Raw genomic sequence first — 18108 nt, forward strand, 5'->3', positions numbered from 1 at the left:
CATGACAAATGGTCGTGCTATCAGTGGTTAAATGTCTGTTCTCGGGGTCTTCGGTAAAAATTTGCGGAATTTGACGGCTCTTCGGGGGTCCCAGATTTCGGTGGCCCAGGACCTGGATATCAACCGGGTCCAGTTCCAGCGCTACCTGCGTTCGGAATCGTTCCCGAAACCCAATGTCCTCAAGCGGATATGCGATTATTTCGGCGTGGATGCCCGAATCCTGACGGATCTTCTGACGCCGGAGCAGCTCGGCATGATCTCGGCGGGCCTGTATCATACCGCGACCATGCCACCCGAGATGGCCGCCATGCGGGAAGCTGTCAGCTATTGCGTACCCGATCAGAACTATTTCCATGGCGGCAACGGGCTTCCCGATGGCGTCTATCAGCTCTGGCGGGGTGCGAATTCTCGCCGCGACTGTGCGGTCCAGTTACTGATCCGCGTGCATACACTTGCCGCCGCGCGGGTGGTCAGGGGGTACAACGCGCGTGAACTTGGCCCGCGCCATCTCCGCGGGATCGGTCGGCGGCGTGAGTTTCGCGGGATGGTGCTGCGGCAACGCGAAGGCTATACGATGCTGTTCTTTCATAGCGAGCCCTCGCGTGCCATTTCACTGATCCATCTTCGCGTGGTCGAACTGGGGCTGGAATCGGTCGCAACGGGAATTTCGGTCCTGGCGCGCAGCGAGCAGGATCATGGGAACCGGATCACCCGCTGCCTGATCACGAGAGTCGAGGGCGGCTGGCGCGATCTGCGGAAGATTTCAAGGATGCCCGCATTCATTCCATGGGACGAGGTGCCGCAACATATCTACCCGTTCATCTGTCCTCGGGACGAGACATTCTGAACAGGCTTTCAATCGAACTCTGCCGGAAACGTCCTTTGCAGTGTGGTATCCAGATCCGCCATCGTGACCGGCAACCCCAGGTCGACAAGGCTGGTGATGCCATACCCGCTGATCCCGCAAGGCACGATGCCGTCATAATGCGACAGGTCGGGTTCGACATTGATCGCGATGCCGTGGAAACTGACCCAACGACGCAGTTTGACCCCGATCGCAGCGATCTTGTCTTCCGATGGGGCTCCATCGGGCAGTGGCGGCTTTTCGGGCCGCGAGACCCAGACACCGACCCGGCCGTCCCTGACCTCGCCAGTCACGCCGAATTCGGCGAGCGCCGCGATTACCCATGCCTCGAGCCGTGCCACAAAGCGCCGGACATCGCGGCCTCGGCGGTTCAGATCCAGCATGACGTAAACGATGCGCTGCCCCGGACCGTGATAGGTGTATTGCCCGCCCCGGCCGGTCTCGAAGACCGGAAAGCGCGCTTGCAGCAGATCGGCGGGCTTGGCGCTGGTCCCGGCGGTGTAGAGAGGCGGATGCTCGACCAGCCATATCGCCTCATCCGCCGTTCCCGCATGGATTGCGGCGACGCGCGCCTCCATGAACGCTACCGCCTCTTCATAGCCGGTCTGGCCGCTGCTGATGATCCATTCCACCATGCCGCGATCTGAACCGAAGTGTCGGCGCCGTCAAGTCTCGGCGGAATGTTCCCGGCAGAAGAGTTCTTGTGCCTGTTCTTGATGCGGGAATGTGCAGAATTCCTCTTTTCATTTTTGACGGGCTCGGCTATGACCCGCGGCACTGCCCGGATGCGGTCGTGGCGGAATTGGTAGACGCGCAGCGTTGAGGTCGCTGTTCCTTAACCGGAGTGGAAGTTCGAGTCTTCTCGACCGCACCAAATTTTCCAGGAAACAAATCACTTGGATGTGGCACGGTGATTCGCTTTGCGGCTCCCCTGTGGCAATCCTTTGTGCTGGGTTGTCCACATCTGTAGGGGCGGTGCATTCACGCGCCGCGATTCTCATTCGTGCTGTCCCCACGAAACGGGCAGGTCGTTCAATTTCAATCTTGGCGCATCATGCCGATACAGGAACCCCGGCCCGGGCGCGCTTTTTTCCCCGAACGGGGACTCACGCCAGGCCGGACCGTATCATGCAGTCAATTCAGCCGGCTACCGTCTTCGGGTGAAAAATAGGACAGTTTCGAAAGATCGAACGCTAGCGGGAACATTTCCTTGGGCTGTACCGCGGTTTCGGCACGCAGGCGCGCCGTAACGGGCTTGCCGCCCAGATTTGTCACGGCGAATGTGTCGGCGCCTGCCGGCTCGACCACCTCGATGAAGACCTCACCGCCCGCATTTTCGGCGCTGCCGGGCAGATGCGTCGCACCAGTGGCTTCGTGGATGTCCTCGGGGCGAACGCCCAGCACGATCTCGGCGGGAAGATCGCGGGCCGTGGGGTCGATGAAGATCAGCGGTGAGGTGCCATCGCGCTCGATCTCGATCCGGGTCGAACTGCCTTCGCTATGCGCGCGGGCAGGGATCAGGTTCATCGCCGGGCTGCCCATGAAATCGGCCACGAACATGTTTGCCGGACGGCTATAGATTTCCGCCGGCGTGCCGATCTGCTGGATCACCCCGCCTTTCATCACGATGATCTTGGTGGCCAGGGTCATTGCCTCGATCTGATCATGGGTCACGTAGACGATCGACGCGTTCAGGTCCTGATGCAGTTTCTTGATCTCGGTGCGCATCGAAACCCGCAGCTTGGCATCCAGGTTGGACAGCGGTTCGTCGAACAGGAACAGCTTGGGGTCGCGCACCAAAGCTCGCCCCATGGCGACACGTTGGCGTTGGCCGCCCGACAGCTGACCCGGCTTGCGGTTCAGCAATGGCTCGATCTGCAACTGCCGGGCCACCTCGGCCAGTTTTTCCTGCTGCGTTGCCTTGTCCACTCCGCGCACCTGCATGCCGAAGGTGATGTTGCGCGCCACGCTCATGGTCGGGTAAAGCGCATATGACTGGAACACCATGGCGATGTCGCGGTCCTTGGGCGTGACCCCGGTGACGTCGCGTCCGCCGATGCGGACCGTGCCGCTGCTGATCGGCTCGAGCCCTGCGATGCAGTTGAGAAGCGTTGATTTCCCGCAGCCCGACGGGCCAACCAGAACGAGGAAGTCGCCTTCGTCGATACTGATATTGATGTCATGCAGGATCTTCGTGTCGCCATAGGATTTCTGAAGATGTTCGATGTCCAGGATCGGCATGTGATTACCCTTTTACGGACCCGGCGGTCAGACCGCGGATAAAATATTTTCCGGCGACGACATAGACGAACAGCGTGGGCAGAGCGGCGATGATCGCGGCTGCCATGTCCACATTGTAGGCTTTGACGCCGGTGGTGGAGTTGACGATATTGTTCAGGGCGACGGTGACGGGTTGGCTGCCTGCTCCGCTGAACGAGACGCCGAACAGGAAATCGTTCCATATCTGCGTGAACTGCCAGATGACCGAAACAGTGATGATCGGCAAAGACAGCGGCAGAAAGATTGAAAAGAAGATACGGAAGAATCCTGCCCCGTCGACCTTGGCCGCACGCATCAGTTCCTGCGGGATGGTGACATAGTAGTTGCGGAAGAACAGCGTGGTGAACCCGATCCCGTAGATCACGTGGACAAAGATCAACCCCGGTATGGTTCCTGCCAATCCCATCAGGCCGAGCATGCGCGCCATCGGCATCAGCACGACCTGGAAGGGGATAAAGCAGCCGAAGAGGATCGCGGCAAAAAACAGGTTGGCGCCGGGAAACCGCCATTGCGCGAAGACATAACCGTTGATCGCTCCGACCATCGTCGAGATCAGGACCGCCGGCACTGCCATCAGGATACTGTTCCAGAAGAATGGCCGCAGCCCCTCGCATTGCGTTCCGGCGCAGGCCGATGACCATGCCTCGATCCACGGTTGGAAGGTGAGTTGACGGGGCAGGGACAGAAGCCCGCCGGTGCGAATTTCCTCGAGACTTTTCAGCGATGTGGTCAGCATCACGAAAAGCGGCATCAAGTAGAACAGGGCGAACAGGAGCAGGACCGCAAAGAGGCCCCAACGCAGGATCTTTTCAGTGGTCACGGCGTGGCCTCAATTCGCTGTAGAGATAGGGAACGACGATCGCGAAGATCACCATCATCATGATCATGGCGCTTGCCGCCGCCTGGCCCAGGTCCCCGCGCGAGAAGGCCATCGCGTACATGTAGGTCGCGGGCAGGTCTGTCGCATAGCCGGGGCCGCCATTGGTCAGGGCGATCACCAGGTCGAAGGCCTTGATGGCCAGATGGGCGAGCACGATGAAGGCCGACAGGAAGATTGGCGCCATGGTCGGGATGATGATTGCCGAATAGATGCGGTGAGTCGGAATGCCGTCCACCTGTGCGGCGCGGATGATCTCGGTATCGACCGAGCGCAGCCCGGCCAGGAACAGCGCCATCACGAAACCAGAGGCTTGCCAGATGGCGGCTATGACGACCGTGTAGATCGCCATTTCGGGACGGATCAGCCAGTCGAAGGTGAAGCCGGTGAAGCCCCAGCCTCGAACCATTTCCTGAATGCCCAGCCCGGGGTTGAGAATCCATTTCCACGCCGTTCCCGTCACGATCAAGGATAGTGCCATCGGGTAGAGGTAGATCGTGCGCAGGACCCCCTCGGATCGGATTTTCTGGTCCAGGAAGATCGCCAGCACCAGACCGATCACCATCGACAGCAGGATGAACAGTGCCCCGAAGATGAACAGGTTGTTCATCGCAACATCCCATCGGGGCGAGGCGAATAGTCGCGTATATTGGCTGATCCCGTCGATTTCGTAACGCGGCATCAGCTTGGATTTCGTCAGGCTGACCCAGGCTGTCCAGCCAATAAAACCATAGACGAATACCAGGATCGCGACGAATGACGGTGCCAGGACGAGTTTGGGCACGTTGCGCTCAAGCCATTCCATTCCCGATTCCTCCAAAATCAACGTCGCGCCCGTTTGTGGGGCGCGACGTCATTACCAGTGATCACATCGATGCGGCGACGGCGTCAGCCAATTGCTGCACTGCGTCTTCCGAGCTCATCTCGCTGTTGAAATGCGCGGTGACGACGTCGGTGATCGCCCCTGCCTGTGCTCCGCGCAGCGCCATGCCATGGGCGAAGGACGGCAGCAGCGAACCATCCTCTGAATCGGCCTGCATGTCCTCGTTCGAGGCCTTGGCGCAATCGTCGAAATCGTCCAGCGGCACATCGGTGCGGGCCGGGATCGAACCCTTGTTCATGTTGAACACCTTCTGGAAGTTCGGCCCCATGATCAGCTCGGCCAACAGCGCTTGCCCCTGCTGCTTGTCATCGCCATCGACATTGAAGAAGGCGAAGCTGTCGACATTGTAGAGGAACCCTTCACCCGGAGTCGGCGCACAGACGAAATCGGTTCCCGGCTGCTTTCCGGCCGCCAGGAATTCGCCCTTGGCCCAATCGCCCATGATCTGGAAGGCGGCTTCGCCGTTCATGACCATCGCGGTTGCCAGGTTCCAGTCGCGGCCCGAGAAATTGTCATCGACATATCCGCGCAGCACGCGCATCTCGTCGAAGACCTCTTTCATGGTATCGGATTTCAGCGCCTCTTGGTCCAGGTCGACCAGCGCGGCCTTGTAGAATTCCGGTCCGCCAAGGCCCAGCACGACGGTTTCGAACACCGTCGCATCCTGCCAGGCCTGCCCGCCATGGGCCAGAGGCGTGATGCCAGCCTCTTGGAGCTTGTCAGCGGCCGCGTTGAATTCTTCCCAGGTGGACGGCATTTCGATGCCGTTCTCGTCGAGGATTTGCTTGTTGCCCCAGATCCAGTTGACGCGATGGACGTTGACCGGCGCAGCACACCACTGGCCCTCGCATTTCATGTGATCGGCGATCTGCGCGGGCAGCACATCGGCCCAGCCATTCTCTTCTGCCACGGCAGAGATATCGGCCAGGCCGGTTTCCTCGTACCATTCCTGTATCGCGGGACCTTTCAACTGCACCGCCGACGGCGCGTTTCCGGCGAGAACCCGGGCTCGCAATGCCGTCATCGCGGCGTCGCCGCCACCGCCGGCAACCGGCATGTCGGTCCAGGTGCCGCCATTTTCCTTGAACTCTTCCTGCAGCACCGCAATCGATTTTGCCTCGCTGCCGGAAGTCCACCAATGCAGGACCTCGGCTGTGGGTTCCGCCAGTGCGGGCGCAGCAAACATCACGGCGGTCGAGGCCGCCAGAACGGATTTCATATACATGGATCCTCCCAGATCTTGAATGCGCGATGTCAGGCTCGCGAGTGGCGACATCTTGCCAAGACGGTAGCCATGCAGGCAATACAAGACATCACCGCGCCCGCAGTTTTTCGGTCGTGTTTGTTACAAGTTGTTACGATACCGGCTGTTCGCCGAGAGTCCGACCCTGAACGGAGGGCAACAGATGAGCCTGCATAAGCTGCTGGTTGTCGAGGACGACACCGAAATGGCCGCGATGATGGCCGAGTACCTGCAGCGGCATGGATTCCACGTCACCCGCGCAAGCGGGCGAGCAGAGGCGATCGAGGCCCTGACGGCAGGTCGCGTCGATCTGATCCTTCTGGATGTTTCGCTTGGCGAGGACAGTGGCGTGGATTTCTGCGCCGATATCCGTGCAACGCAAGAGGTCCCGATCATCATGGTCTCGGCATTGTCCGCGGATCATCAGCGCATGGCGGGGTACGAGGTCGGGGCCGACGACTATATCGCCAAGCCCTTCAATCCCGAGCTTTTGCTGGCGAGGGTTCGGGCCGTTCTTCGCCGTGCGCATCGTGCGTCCAGCCTGAACCATCGTCGTCGGGATACCATGCATCGTTTTGCGGGTTGGTGCTACGATGCGCGCGGCGATGCCGTCACGGCGCCCGGTGGTTGGCAAGTCGCACTGTCCGCGCGTGAAACGGCCTTGTTGAGGGTGTTTCTCGCCAACCCCCTGATCCCACTGACACGCGAGGAGATTGCCGAGGCACTGGACGCCGAAGAGGCAGCGGAGGGACGTGCGATCGACATGCTGGTCAACCGGTTGCGGCACAAGATCGACGCGGCGCTGATCCGGACCGAGCGCGGCATCGGCTATGTTTTCACCGCCGAGGTCATACGTAGCGATGCCTAGCCGCCTCAGCCTGCGCTGGTTGGCCAGCCTGTGGATCGCGCTGGCGATGATTGCGGGCGGTCTTTCTGTCTGGGTCTGGATGTCGTCGCAAGCGGCATGGAATGCGCATCTCGATCGCGCGTACCTGGCCGGGTTGGCCCTACATGACAGCCTGGAAAGCGGCAGTCCGCTGCCCGATGGGCTCAGCCTGATGCGGTTGCGTGAGCCGCCGCAACTGCCTCATGGTTGGAGGGAGACACGTATCACCCTGACCGGTGGCCGTCCCGATCTTGCGCAAGGGGCACGCCTGTCGATGCGGCTTCAATCGCCCGATATCCAGTATCCCGCCGCTGAAGTTCAGACCGTGGGGGGCGGCTCACAGGCTGCGGGCTTGGCTTCCGTGACCCGGACATTGGCGCGATTTTGCAGTGACCCCCGGCTATTCGTGCAACTGGAAGACGGGCCGTGGATGCGCATCGATGGCACGGCTGTCTGGGGCTGCGCGGCAGCTCCACGCGATCTGCGGTTGTTATCGGCCGGGATTGCTATCGGCGCATTGCTGCTTTTGCTTGGTTGGGCGGCCGAGATATCCGGTGCCTTCGGGACTTTCACCGCTGCCTTGCGCGATCATCGCGCCCGGACAGCTGCCCTGCCGGTGGGCGGTGTGGACGAGTTGCGTCAGACAGCAGAGGCAGTCAATGCCTATGTCGCCCAGGACCGCGCGGCGCTGCAGAATCGCGCCATGGTATTGTCGGGCGTCAGTCATGACCTGGGAACACCGGCCACCCGCTTGCGGTTGCGCAGCGCGCTGATCGAGGATCCGAAGCTGCGTGCCAAGCTGGAGCGCGACATCGACGAAATGACCGGGATGATCGATGGCGTGCTGACCTATACCCGCGCCGAGATCGGGGCAGAGCCGTTCCGTCAGTTGTCGCTCGTCTCGCTGGCCGAAGCGGTAGTCGCCGATTATCAGGATGTCGACCTGCCGGTGCGCATGACAGAGACGCTTCCGCGCGAGACCCGGGCAAGATCCCTGTTCGCACGAGAGGCCGCACGCCCCGCCCCGGATTCGCACCGGCTGTTGATGCGCGGCCAGCCAACTGCCTTGCGGCGGGCGTTGTCGAACCTGATCGACAACGCCCTGAAATACGGGCGAGAGGCCGAGGTCACGGCGGATGGGGACGCGGACGATGTCTGGCTGACGGTCACCGATCGCGGTTCGGTCCTGACCAAAACGGATCTCGAACGTCTGACCGGTGCCTTTCAGCGGGGCGAGAATGTCGGTACCGCGAGCGGTGTGGGGTTGGGGCTGGCCATCGTATCGACCATCGCCGTGCAGCATGGCGGAAGGCTCGAGTTCCATCGCACGAATAGCGGTCTTGCTGCGCGGGTCGTGTTGTGTCGCCGTTGGGCATGAGCGTCCGTTTGCCACGCCCTTTGCATGTGGGCCGTCTGCTCTGACCACGTCCCTTGCGTTTCCGACATGTCTGAAGGGGGGGTGAATCATTCTCGGCTGCATGACTCGCGACCTGCATATGTTTGGGCAAATCCGTCCCTTGCCGCGTATGGTGGCATCGGCGCCATGCTTGGTTCGATTGCTGGCTCAGCCATCGAAATCGGTCATGTCGTTTCCGAACTCCCGGATTGCCGTTAGCGTTGGAGAGTGCCTCAGCTCTGCGATAAAATTCGCCTGTATGCGCTTGGCTGGCTCATCCTTGCGGGTAATAAGACAGACTGGCACCGGCTGGCTCGGATAGAGCGGCCGGGCCGACAGGCGGTATCGGTCGCCGACATATGCGGTCAGTGAGTCGACGAAAGCCACGCCCATCCCGACTTCGGCCATCAGACATGCCACCGAGGAATAGCGTACCTCGGCAATCGCCTGCGACCGCAATTCGGGAGTGAGAATGTCACGGGAAATCGCGATGTCGAGGCTGGAACTCGGCTCGTAAAGGATCAGCGGCAGGCCAGCGAGATCCTGCGACGTCACCGCAAGCTTGTCCTCCAGCGGATGCCCCGGTGCGAACACGCAGACCATCTGCGCCCTCGCCAGCACCTCGAAGGACAAGCCTTCGCGTTCGGGCGGGTTCAGCCCCAACCCGATATCCGCCATTCGGGTCTCGACCGATTCCAGCACTCCGATGATCCGCCGCGTGTCCAGATGTACGCGCACCGCCGGGCGTTTCGATACGAATTCCTTCAGCGCGCGAGGGATCAGGGCATTGGCCAATGGAGGTGTGCCGACCACCCGTAAATGACCGCTTTCGCTGCGCTGGCGCGCCTCGATACGGTGGGTAAAGGCCTGGTAAAGCGAAAAGATCGACTCGCTGTCCCGATGGATTTCATCCGCGTCCGGCGTGGGCACCAGCCGGTTTCCGAGTCGTTCGAACAATGGAAAGCCGATGCGCGCCTCCATCTGCCGGATCATGTTGGAGACCAGGGGTTGGGACACGTTCAGTGCCCTGGCTGCCCCGACCGTGGTCCGGGCGCGAACGACCGCGCGAAAGATCTCCAATTGCCTCAATGTGAACATGAAGATCCCCGAAATGCCGAACCTGAAAGCAGTATAATATAATATTATTTAGTGATCCAATAATTAATAACTTACTATATTGCGTGACGAGTCTTGCCCGTGCTGAACTCCATGTAGCGGGTTCAGGATCGAGTTGTTTCATACTTCCCGACCTGATCACCGGTTGGACCGCCTTGGCCCCAAGGCAAACCAACAGAGAGGAAGCAAAATGAAATATCTGATCAACGGGCTGGCATTGTCATTGGCTTTGGGCAGCCCCGCACTGGCGCAAGACAAATATGTCGTGGCAGTGGACGGAACCTTTGCCCCGCATGCCATGCCGACGATGGATGGCGGGCTCGAGGGCTTCAATATCGACCTGGCCAATGCCATTGGCGAACGCCTTGGTACCGAGATGGAGATCGTCGCCACGCAGTTTTCTGGCATTCTGCCCGGTCTGCAGGCCGGAACCTATGATTTCGTGATCGCGCCCACCACGATCACGCAGGAACGCGCCGAGGCCTATTACTTCTCGGAAGGCTATCTGAATACGGATTTCCAGTTCCTGGTGAAAGCCGGTGGGCCGGACATCACCGAGCTGGAGCAGCTTGAAGGCAAGGTGATCGCCGTCAACAAGGGCTCGGTCTATGACAGTTGGGCACGCGAGCTGACTGACGAGATCGGCTGGACCATCGAAAGCTATGGCACGGCGACCGATGCGGTGCAGGCGGTGGTATCGGGCCGGGCCTTCGCGACCGTGGCGGGCAATACCGTCAGCGCATGGGCCGCCAAGCAGAACCCGGCGGTGCAACTCAGCTACCTGCATTCGACCGGGCTGGTCTGGGGTATGCCGTTCCGCAAGGGCGATGATGAGCTGCGCGAGAGTGTGGAAGCCGTCATCGAATGCCTGAAGACCGATGGCACGATTGCCGAATTGCACGTGAAATGGTTCGGTGTCGAGCCTGCCGACGAGTCGGCTGCAATCACCCCGCGCCCGGGTTGGGGCGAACCGGACTTCCCCGGCCATGTCGCTGACGATCACGCGCCCGGCTGTGCTTAATCCGGGGCAGGATCAGGGCGGGGCCGCAGCCGTCAAGGCGCGGCCCACGCTGGAAGTTATCGGGCTGAAGAAATCCTTTGGTACGGTGGAGGTGCTGAAAAGCGTCAGCCTGCAGGTGGCGAAATCCGAGATGGTCTTCGTACTCGGCCGTTCGGGTTCGGGTAAGTCCACCATGCTGCGTTGCTGCAACCGGCTGGAGGAGCCCAATTCGGGAGACATCCTGCTGGAAGGCGAGAAGATTACCGGGCGCGGTGTGAATCTCGACCGGCTTCGTCGCCGCATCGGCATGGTGTTTCAAAGTTTCAATCTCTACCCCCATCTCGATGCCCGTGGAAATGTCACGCTTGCGCTGCGCAAGGTGCTGAAACTGTCGCGCGACGAGGCCGATGCGCGTGCCGTCACCGCGTTGACTCGCGTCGGGCTGGCCGACAAGGCCGCGAACTATCCTTTGCAGCTATCAGGGGGGCAGCAACAACGTGTCGCCATCGCCCGCGCCATCGCACTGGAACCCGCGGTGATGCTGTTCGACGAGCCCACTTCCGCACTGGATCCCGAACTTGTCGGCGATGTGTTGGGTGTCATGCGCGAGCTGAAGCAGGACGGCATGACCATGCTGGTCGTCAGCCACGAGATGGCCTTCGCGCGCGAGGCCGCCGACCGCGTCGTCTTCATGGCCGATGGCGAGATCGTCGAAGAGGGACCACCCGAGGACCTGTTCGGAAACCCGCGACATGAGCGCACCCGAGCCTTTCTGTCCCGTTACAATCAATGACCAACCTCGACCGTTTTATAGAAACCTTCCTGAACGGATCGGTTCTGGTGAAATACGCACCGTCGATCCTGCAGGGTGTCTGGGTGACGATCGAGTTGTCGGTGCTGATCGTCGTCGCGGGCACGCTTTGGGGGGCATTGCTGGCCTGCATCCGTGCCTACCGGATCTGGCCGGTTTCCTTCCTGATCGTCATTTATGCCGACATCTTCCGCGCCCTTCCACCATTGGTGCTGATCCTGTTGGTCTTCTTTGGCCTGCCTAGCCTTGGCGTTACCTTGTCCAGCTTTGCTGTGCTGTTCGTCATCCTCGGCCTGACGCTTGGCGCTTTCACGGAAGAGATCATCTGGGCCGGCATTACCGCGACCGACAGGGGCCAGTGGGAGGCGGCACGTTCCACCGGCCTCGGCTTTACCCAGACCCTCGGGTACGTTGTGCTGCCGCAGGCGGTGCGCATGGTAATCCCGCCGCTGACCAACCGCGCCATCGCCATCACCAAGATGACGGCTTTGGGCACGGTGATCGGGGTGCCCGACATCCTCAACCAGGCCACCACGGCGCAAAGCTTTTCGGGCAACGCGACGCCACTGACGCTGGCCGCATTCGCCTATGTGGTGCTTTTCCTGCCCTTCGTGATCCTGTCGCGCTGGCTGGAAAACCGCTTTGCCTGGAAGAAGGGCTGAGCCATGGATCAACTCATCGCCCAGTTCTTCAATCTCGACATCATGGCCAAGGCCCTGCCGACCATCCTGCGCGGCCTTGGCATGACCCTGCTGATCTGCTGCGCGGTGATCCCGCTCGGACTGGCCGGAGGGCTGGGGGCCGCGCTGGCGACGACCGCCCGGTCGCGCTGGCTGCGCTGGCCCGCCATGGCGCTGGTGGACCTGTTTCGCGCCATCCCGCCGCTAGTCCTGCTGATCTTCGTCTATGCCGGGTTGCCCTTTGCGGGCATCCGCCTGTCGCCCTTCGTGGCCGTGGCGTTGGCCTTCCTGCTGAACAACTCTGCCTATTATGGCGAGGTTTTCCGGGCCGGGCTGATCTCGGTGGGGACGGGGCAATGGGAGGCGGCGCGCTCGACCGGCCTCACACAGCGCCAGACGCTGAGCCATGTGATCCTGCCGCAGGCCACCCGCAACGTGCTGCCCGACCTGATCTCGAACACGGTCGAGGTTGTCAAGCTGACCTCGCTCGCCTCGGTCGTGTCCCTGGGAGAACTGCTGCATGCCGCCGGCCTTGCCCGGTCGGTCACCTACAATGCCTCGCCGCTGACGCTGGCGGCGGCGATCTATCTCGTCTTGCTATGGCCGGTGGTGCGGCTGCTCAGCCGCTACCAGCGCCGTCTTGTCGCCTGAAAGGAAGAACATGCGAAAAATCGTCATCGGAGCCGCCCAGATGGGCCCCAACCAGAAGGCTGACAGCCGTAAAACCATCGTCGCCCGGATGCTTGCCCTGTTGGAACAAGCCGCAGAGGCGGGCTGCACGATGGTGGTCTATCCCGAGCTGGCGCTGACCACCTTTTTCCCGCGCTGGTACATGGAGGATCAAGCCGAGGTCGATCGCTGGTTCGAGGCCGAGATGCCCAATGCCGCCACGCAGCCGCTTTTCGACAGGGCCCGGGAATTGCGGGTCGCGATCAGCTTCGGCTATGCGGAACTGACACCGGACGGGCATCACTTCAACACCCAGATCCTGACCGACCGGGACGGCAATATCGTCGCGAAATACCGCAAGGTGCATCTGCCGGGGCATTCCGAATACGATAACGACCGCGCCTTTCAGCATCTGGAAAAGCGCTATTTCGAACCCGGCGACTTGGGCTTTCCGGTCTGGCGCACGCAGGATGCGGTTGTCGGCATGCTGATCTGCAACGACCGGCGCTGGCCAGAATCCTACCGGGTAATGGGGCTGCAGGGGGTCGAGCTGGTGATCCTTGGTTACAATACGCCTTCGGTGAACAGCCAGGACAGCGCCGAGGGGGAAGACAAGCGGCTGTACCATTCAGAACTGTCGATGACCGCAGGCGCCTATCAGAACGCCACATGGGTGGTCGGGGTCGCGAAGGCAGGCGACGAGGATGGTCATCCGTTAATGGGCGGCTCGATCATCGTCGATCCCAACGGCTATGTCGTGGCGCGGGCGAAGACAAGCGGGGACGAGTTGCTGGTTCATGAATGCGACATGGATCTGTCGGTCTTCGGCAAACAGACGATCTTCGATTTTGCCCGCCACCGCCGGATCGAGCATTACGGCTTGATCACCAGCCAGGCAGGGGTGGTGCGCAACGTATGACGCAACTCGACCTGACCGCGCTGGCGCCGCAAGAGCGCTACAAGTTGTTGACGGCGCTGGTCATCCCGCGCCCGGTCGCATGGGTCACCACGCAGGACAAATCCGGGCGGGTCAATGCCGCGCCGTTTTCATTCTTCAATCTTTTCGGGCAGGACCCGGCGCTGGTGATCCTTGGGCTGGAGCATGCCCGCGACGGCAGCGGCCCCAAGGACACCGCCCGCAATATCGCGGCGACGGAGGAGTTCGTCGTCAATATCGTCACGCCCGATCTGATTGGCCCGATGGTGGAAACCGCCGCAGCCTATCCGCCCGATGTCAGCGAACCGCAAGCTCTGGGTCTGGAGCTTGCACCTTCGAGCCAAGTCGCGCCGCCACGCCTGGCCGCTGCGCCGGTCGCGATTGAATGCCGCCTCAAGGATACGCTACGCTATTCGGACGAGCGCGATATCGTCGTGGGGGAGGCGGTGGCGCTCGCGGCCCGTGACGGGCTTATCGATACCGATAGAATGCATGTCGATTGGGAAGGTGGCTTTCCGCTCGCCCGGCTTTTTGCCGACCGCTACGCGCGGCTTGAAGAGATCGCCCGGCACCCCATTCCGCAACCCAAGGAGCAGCCATGACCGAACTCATCCACCGCAACTCTTCCGGCGTTTTCGTGATCGCCGCCACGCCTTTTACCGAAGATGGCGCGCTCGATCTGGAATCGACCGATCGCATGGTCGATTTTTACCTTGAATGCGGCGTCACGGGCATGACCATCCTCGGCATCATGGGCGAGGCCCCTAAGCTGTCGGATACCGAGTCTCGGACCTTTGCCGAACGTGTCCTGACCCGCGTGGCGGGGCGCGTGCCGGTTATCGTCGGAGTCTCGGGGGCCGGGCTTGACCCGATGCGCAGCCTGACCTCCGATGTCATGGTGGCCGGTGCGGCGGGGGTCATGGTGGCTCCGATGCAAGGGATGGGTCCGGAGGATCGGCTGGAGGGTTATTTCGCGCAGGTCTGCAAGGCGCTTGGCAGTGACGTGCCGATCTGCCTGCAGGATTACCCGCAGACCACCGGCGCCCGCTTCTCGGTTGACAGCATTCTCAAGATCGCCCGCGACAACCCGCAGATCGTCATGCTGAAACACGAGGACTGGCCGGGTCTTGCCAAGCTTTCCCGCGTCAGGGCCGAGACCGGCACCCCCGATCAGCCGCGCCTGTCGATCCTGACCGGGAATTCGGCGCTGTTCCTGCCGCAAGAGATGCAGCGCGGCGCAGATGGTGCAATGACCGGTTTCGCCTTTCCCGAGATGATGGTGCAGGTCGTGGAACTTTCGCTAAAGGGCGATCACGACCGGGCCGAGGATATCTTCGACGCCTATCTGCCGCTGGTTCGATACGAGCAGCAATTGGGGTTGGGGCTTGCCATCCGCAAGGAAACCCTGCGCCGCCGCGGGGTGATCGCCTCGGCCCGGGTGCGTGGGCCGGGACCGGTGATGAGTAGTACCGATCATGGAGAATTGACGCGGCTGACCGCGCGTCTGGAAAAACGACTGAAGGAGTTGGGCTGATGGATCTGGGACTGAAAGGCAAACGCGCATTGGTCATGTCCTCGTCGCGCGGGCTTGGTTTGGGAATCGCGCAGACTCTGGCCGAGGAAGGCGCCGATGTGCTGCTGACCGGGCGCAGCGCCGATAGGTTGGCGCAGGAGGCCGAGGCGATCACCGCCAAGGGAGGCGGCAGGGCCGAGTGGGTCGCCTGCGATCTTGCGCAAGAGGATGCCGCCGACAAGATGGCGCAGGCGGTCGAGACAAATTTCGGCGCAGCGGATATCCTTGTCGCCAATACCGGCGGACCGCCGCCGGGCAAGATGGTCGATGCGGATCTTGCCGCGCTCTCCGCCCAGTTCAACCAGATGGTGCTGCGGGTCATGGAAATCACCGACCGGCTTCTGCCTGCCATGCGCAAGGCCGGGTGGGGCCGTATCCTGACCGTCGGGTCGTCGGGCGTGGTTCAGCCGATCCCGACGCTGGCGATGTCGAACACGCTGCGCGCGGCGCTGGTGGGCTGGTCGAAATCCCTGTCCAACGATCTTGCCGCCGAGGGTATCACCGTGAACATGCTGCTGCCCGGCCGCATCCATACCCAACGGACAGACGAACTGGACGCCGCCGCGGCCAAGCGCACGGGAACCCCGGTGGACGACGTGCGCGCCGCCTCGGCCAAAACCATCCCGGCGGGCCGTTACGGCAGGGTCGAGGAGTTCGCCAAGACCGCCGCCTTCCTTGTCTCGGAACCCGCCAGCTACATCACTGGCAGCCTCGTGCGCTGTGATGGCGGCTCGATCAGATCGGTGTGACCATGGAACTTGATCTCGTCATCACGAACGGCACCGTGGCCACCGCATCGGATACGTTCCGCGCCGATATCGGCATCCGCGACGGGCGCATCGCCGCCATTGCCGAAAACCTGAGCGGCGCGCGTGAAATCGACGCCAGCGGCAAGCTGGTCCTGCCCGGCGGGGTCGAGGCGCATTGCCATATCGCGCAGGAAAGTGCGACCGGCGGTATGACGGCGGATGATTACCGCAGCGGCTCGATCTCGGCGGCATTCGGCGGCAATTCCAGCTTCATCCCCTTCGCCGCCCAACATCGCGGCGTGGGCGTGACCGAGACGCTGGATCTTTACGACAGCCGGGCAGAGGGCAATTCGGTGATCGATTACGGCTATCACCTGATCGTCGCCGATCCGACCGAAGAGGTTCTGCGTGATGAATTGCCGCAGGCTTTTGCCCGCGGGATCACCTCGTTCAAGGTGTTCATGACCTATGACCTGATGAAGATCGACGATGGCCAGTTCCTCGATATCCTGTCGGTGGCGAAAACCCATGGCGCGCTGACCATGGTCCATGCCGAGAATTCCGGCATCATCAGGTGGATTTCGGACCGGCTGGTGGCGGCGGGGCATACGCAGCCGCGCTATCACGCCGTCAGCCATCCGGCGGCGGCGGAATCCGAGGCAATCAACCGGGCAATCACGCTGGCGCGTTTCGTCGATGCGCCCCTGCTGATCGTCCATGTCTCGACCACCGAGGGTGCGGGGATGGTGGCGCAGGCGCGGCTGGAAGGCGCGAAAATCTTCGGCGAGACCTGCCCGCAATACCTGTTTCTGACCAAGGGAGACCTCGACCGTCCCAGCATGGAAGGCGCCAAGTTCATGTGCTCGCCCCCGGTTCGTGACGCCGGGACCCAAGAGGCGTTGTGGCGACACCTTCAGGCGGGGACCTTCTCGGTCTTTTCCTCGGACCACGCGCCTTATCGTTTTGACGAAAGCGGCAAGTTGGCGAATGGCCCGGATGCGACATTCAAGCAGATCGCCAATGGCATGCCGGGGATTGCGCTGCGCCTGCCGTTGTTGTTCTCGGAAGGTGTCAGGGCCGGGCGGATCACGCTGAACCAGTTCGTGGCGCTCGGCTCGACCAATGCCGCCAAGCTGTATGGTATGCATCCCGAGAAAGGCACAATCGCCATCGGATCGGATGCTGATATCGCCATCTGGGATCCTGAGGAGACCCGCACGGTCACTGTCGAGGATCAGCATGACAACATGGACTACACCCCGTTCGAGGGCCAGCAGATCACCGGCTGGCCGGTCACTGTCCTGTCACGGGGAGAGACGGTGATGGATGGCGGCAAGCTGGTGGCCAAGCCGGGCAGGGGCCGCTTTATTGCCCGTCGCCCACCGGATTTTACCGGCTATCCGGGGACACGCACGCCCGAGCTGGACCCCGCACGGAATTTTGGCGCGGATATCGCGCCATGAGCGGTCCCATCGTTGTTATCAATCCCAATTCCAACCAGGTGGTGACCGACGGGCTGGAGCAGGCGTTGGCCGCATTTCACAAGGCGGTCGAGATCGACTGCGTGACCCTGGCCGAAGGCCCGTTCGGTATCGAAAGCCAATATGATGTCGATCAGGTCGCATTGCCCCTGGCTGCGCTTGTGAAAAGCCGTCCCGATGCCTCGGCCTTTGTCATCGCCTGTTATTCGGACCCCGGGTTGGACCTTTGCCGCGCCACGGCCTCGGTGCCGGTTTTCGGCATCCAGGAATCCGGCGTGCTGACGGCACTTGCCCGGGGCGATCGCTTTGGCGTTCTTGCCATCGCCGAGGCGTCGATCCCGCGGCATCTGCGCTATCTGCGGCGGATGGGTGTCATCGAACGCCTCGCCGGAGAACGGGCGCTCAACATGAGTGTCGATGAAAGTGCGCGGGGGGAAGGCACTTTTGAGCGGCTGAGCGAGGTCGGCCAGGAGTTGGTCGCTGACGGAGCCGATGTGCTGATCCTCGGCTGCGCGGGCATGGCCCGCCATCGCGCAGTGCTGGAGACCAGGCTGGGCCGCCCGGTCATTGATCCGACCCAGGCTGCGGTCGCAATGGCCATTGGCGTGGTGCTGAGCGGCTGAAGGAACTGTTCCTCATCATGAAGAAGAGTGTCGCTCTTG

19 protein-coding genes and 1 tRNA gene are annotated in these 18108 nt (G+C 61.8%); 14 read left to right on the forward strand and 6 right to left on the reverse strand.

What is annotated here, in order from left to right; genetic code table 11:
• The first annotated feature begins 100 nt into the window (after positions 1–100).
• Entirely contained in the window at positions 101–847 is a 747-nt protein-coding gene (locus tag JHX88_RS05420; protein WP_141225809.1) for a hypothetical protein, read from the forward strand.
• Positions 848–855: 8 nt separating this feature from the next.
• Here the strand turns inward: JHX88_RS05420 and lipB are convergent, their stop codons facing one another.
• Positions 856–1500, reverse strand: a complete 645-nt coding sequence (lipB, locus tag JHX88_RS05425; RefSeq protein WP_076525383.1) for a lipoyl(octanoyl) transferase LipB — start codon at positions 1498–1500, stop codon at positions 856–858.
• Between the two features lie 152 nt (positions 1501–1652).
• On the opposite strand from lipB, the gene JHX88_RS05430 reads away from it, so the two are divergent.
• Positions 1653–1739: transfer RNA gene (locus tag JHX88_RS05430), tRNA-Leu, on the forward strand.
• A gap of 260 nt (positions 1740–1999) precedes the next feature.
• Here JHX88_RS05430 and JHX88_RS05435 read toward each other — a convergent pair.
• The 4 genes from JHX88_RS05435 to JHX88_RS05450 all read right to left on the reverse strand — a co-directional run bounded on the left by JHX88_RS05435 (position 2000) and on the right by JHX88_RS05450 (position 6130).
• Positions 2000–3106 carry an ABC transporter ATP-binding protein gene (locus tag JHX88_RS05435; protein ID WP_076525381.1) on the reverse strand — a complete coding sequence of 369 codons (1107 nt, stop codon included), beginning with the start codon at positions 3104–3106 and terminating at the stop codon, positions 2000–2002.
• 4 nt (positions 3107–3110) lie between these two features.
• Positions 3111–3965 (reverse strand): carbohydrate ABC transporter permease, encoded by an 855-nt coding sequence (locus tag JHX88_RS05440; protein ID WP_076525379.1) that lies wholly within the window; start codon positions 3963–3965, stop codon positions 3111–3113.
• Positions 3955–4827: a carbohydrate ABC transporter permease gene (locus tag JHX88_RS05445; protein ID WP_076525377.1), complete on the reverse strand. Its 873-nt coding sequence runs from the start codon at positions 4825–4827 to the stop codon at positions 3955–3957. The genes JHX88_RS05440 and JHX88_RS05445 overlap by 11 nt, the downstream gene beginning before the upstream one ends.
• Positions 4828–4888: 61 nt before the next feature.
• Positions 4889–6130 carry an ABC transporter substrate-binding protein gene (locus JHX88_RS05450; RefSeq protein WP_141225808.1) on the reverse strand — a complete coding sequence of 414 codons (1242 nt, stop codon included), beginning with the start codon at positions 6128–6130 and terminating at the stop codon, positions 4889–4891.
• Positions 6131–6311: 181 nt separating this feature from the next.
• Here JHX88_RS05450 and JHX88_RS05455 point away from each other — a divergent pair, with 181 nt between their 5' ends.
• Complete coding sequence (locus tag JHX88_RS05455; protein WP_076525375.1) at positions 6312–7016, forward strand: response regulator transcription factor; 705 nt, start codon at positions 6312–6314, stop codon at positions 7014–7016.
• A complete protein-coding gene (locus JHX88_RS05460; RefSeq protein ID WP_076525373.1) occupies positions 7009–8412 on the forward strand; it encodes a sensor histidine kinase in 1404 nt (467 codons plus the stop codon). Before JHX88_RS05455 ends, JHX88_RS05460 begins: the two co-directional genes overlap by 8 nt.
• A 186-nt stretch (positions 8413–8598) precedes the next feature.
• Here JHX88_RS05460 and JHX88_RS05465 read toward each other — a convergent pair whose 3' ends face one another.
• On the reverse strand, positions 8599–9528 hold the full coding sequence (locus JHX88_RS05465; protein WP_076525371.1) for a LysR family transcriptional regulator: 930 nt from the start codon (positions 9526–9528) through the stop codon (positions 8599–8601).
• Between the two features lie 208 nt (positions 9529–9736).
• Between JHX88_RS05465 and JHX88_RS05470 the strand changes: the two genes are divergently transcribed.
• From JHX88_RS05470 to JHX88_RS05515, 10 genes are read left to right on the forward strand one after another with little or no spacing between them, the layout of a single operon-like run.
• Entirely contained in the window at positions 9737–10567 is an 831-nt protein-coding gene (locus tag JHX88_RS05470) for a transporter substrate-binding domain-containing protein (protein WP_076525369.1), read from the forward strand.
• Positions 10533–11339 carry an amino acid ABC transporter ATP-binding protein gene (locus JHX88_RS05475; protein ID WP_084203056.1) on the forward strand — a complete coding sequence of 269 codons (807 nt, stop codon included), beginning with the start codon at positions 10533–10535 and terminating at the stop codon, positions 11337–11339. The genes JHX88_RS05470 and JHX88_RS05475 overlap by 35 nt, the downstream gene beginning before the upstream one ends.
• Positions 11336–12019 carry an amino acid ABC transporter permease gene (locus tag JHX88_RS05480; protein WP_076525367.1) on the forward strand — a complete coding sequence of 228 codons (684 nt, stop codon included), beginning with the start codon at positions 11336–11338 and terminating at the stop codon, positions 12017–12019. The genes JHX88_RS05475 and JHX88_RS05480 overlap by 4 nt, the downstream gene beginning before the upstream one ends.
• Before the next feature lie 3 nt (positions 12020–12022).
• On the forward strand, positions 12023–12688 hold the full coding sequence (locus JHX88_RS05485; RefSeq protein ID WP_076525364.1) for an amino acid ABC transporter permease: 666 nt from the start codon (positions 12023–12025) through the stop codon (positions 12686–12688).
• A 10-nt stretch (positions 12689–12698) separates the two neighbouring features.
• A complete protein-coding gene (locus JHX88_RS05490) occupies positions 12699–13625 on the forward strand; it encodes an N-carbamoyl-D-amino-acid hydrolase (protein ID WP_076525361.1) in 927 nt (308 codons plus the stop codon).
• Positions 13622–14245 carry a flavin reductase family protein gene (locus JHX88_RS05495; RefSeq protein ID WP_076525358.1) on the forward strand — a complete coding sequence of 208 codons (624 nt, stop codon included), beginning with the start codon at positions 13622–13624 and terminating at the stop codon, positions 14243–14245. Before JHX88_RS05490 ends, JHX88_RS05495 begins: the two co-directional genes overlap by 4 nt.
• Positions 14242–15177: a dihydrodipicolinate synthase family protein gene (locus JHX88_RS05500; RefSeq protein WP_076525355.1), complete on the forward strand. Its 936-nt coding sequence runs from the start codon at positions 14242–14244 to the stop codon at positions 15175–15177. Before JHX88_RS05495 ends, JHX88_RS05500 begins: the two co-directional genes overlap by 4 nt.
• Positions 15177–15965, forward strand: a complete 789-nt coding sequence (locus tag JHX88_RS05505; protein ID WP_076525352.1) for an SDR family oxidoreductase — start codon at positions 15177–15179, stop codon at positions 15963–15965. The genes JHX88_RS05500 and JHX88_RS05505 overlap by 1 nt, the downstream gene beginning before the upstream one ends.
• 2 nt (positions 15966–15967) lie before the next feature.
• Complete coding sequence (gene hydA, locus JHX88_RS05510) at positions 15968–17428, forward strand: dihydropyrimidinase (RefSeq protein ID WP_076525349.1); 1461 nt, start codon at positions 15968–15970, stop codon at positions 17426–17428.
• Complete coding sequence (locus tag JHX88_RS05515) at positions 17425–18069, forward strand: aspartate/glutamate racemase family protein (protein ID WP_076525346.1); 645 nt, start codon at positions 17425–17427, stop codon at positions 18067–18069. The genes hydA and JHX88_RS05515 overlap by 4 nt, the downstream gene beginning before the upstream one ends.
• Positions 18070–18108: the final 39 nt, after the last annotated feature.

It is taken from the genome of Paracoccus saliphilus (genome assembly GCF_028553805.1).
In the GTDB taxonomy this organism is placed as follows: Bacteria; Pseudomonadota; Alphaproteobacteria; order Rhodobacterales; family Rhodobacteraceae; genus Paracoccus; species Paracoccus saliphilus.

Coding starts and splice junctions, on each gene's coding strand:
- lipB (WP_076525383.1), bottom strand. CDS start 1,500: ATGGTGGAATGGATCATCAGCAGCGGCCAGACCGGCTATGAAGAGGCG.
- JHX88_RS05435 (WP_076525381.1), bottom strand. CDS start 3,106: ATGCCGATCCTGGACATCGAACATCTTCAGAAATCCTATGGCGACACG.
- JHX88_RS05445 (WP_076525377.1), bottom strand. CDS start 4,827: ATGGAATGGCTTGAGCGCAACGTGCCCAAACTCGTCCTGGCACCGTCA.
- JHX88_RS05450 (WP_141225808.1), bottom strand. CDS start 6,130: ATGTATATGAAATCCGTTCTGGCGGCCTCGACCGCCGTGATGTTTGCT.
- JHX88_RS05455 (WP_076525375.1), top strand. CDS start 6,312: ATGAGCCTGCATAAGCTGCTGGTTGTCGAGGACGACACCGAAATGGCC.
- JHX88_RS05460 (WP_076525373.1), top strand. CDS start 7,009: ATGCCTAGCCGCCTCAGCCTGCGCTGGTTGGCCAGCCTGTGGATCGCG.
- JHX88_RS05465 (WP_076525371.1), bottom strand. CDS start 9,528: ATGTTCACATTGAGGCAATTGGAGATCTTTCGCGCGGTCGTTCGCGCC.
- JHX88_RS05470 (WP_076525369.1), top strand. CDS start 9,737: ATGAAATATCTGATCAACGGGCTGGCATTGTCATTGGCTTTGGGCAGC.
- JHX88_RS05475 (WP_084203056.1), top strand. CDS start 10,533: ATGTCGCTGACGATCACGCGCCCGGCTGTGCTTAATCCGGGGCAGGAT.
- JHX88_RS05480 (WP_076525367.1), top strand. CDS start 11,336: ATGACCAACCTCGACCGTTTTATAGAAACCTTCCTGAACGGATCGGTT.
- JHX88_RS05485 (WP_076525364.1), top strand. CDS start 12,023: ATGGATCAACTCATCGCCCAGTTCTTCAATCTCGACATCATGGCCAAG.
- JHX88_RS05490 (WP_076525361.1), top strand. CDS start 12,699: ATGCGAAAAATCGTCATCGGAGCCGCCCAGATGGGCCCCAACCAGAAG.
- JHX88_RS05495 (WP_076525358.1), top strand. CDS start 13,622: ATGACGCAACTCGACCTGACCGCGCTGGCGCCGCAAGAGCGCTACAAG.
- JHX88_RS05500 (WP_076525355.1), top strand. CDS start 14,242: ATGACCGAACTCATCCACCGCAACTCTTCCGGCGTTTTCGTGATCGCC.
- JHX88_RS05505 (WP_076525352.1), top strand. CDS start 15,177: ATGGATCTGGGACTGAAAGGCAAACGCGCATTGGTCATGTCCTCGTCG.
- hydA (WP_076525349.1), top strand. CDS start 15,968: ATGGAACTTGATCTCGTCATCACGAACGGCACCGTGGCCACCGCATCG.
- JHX88_RS05515 (WP_076525346.1), top strand. CDS start 17,425: ATGAGCGGTCCCATCGTTGTTATCAATCCCAATTCCAACCAGGTGGTG.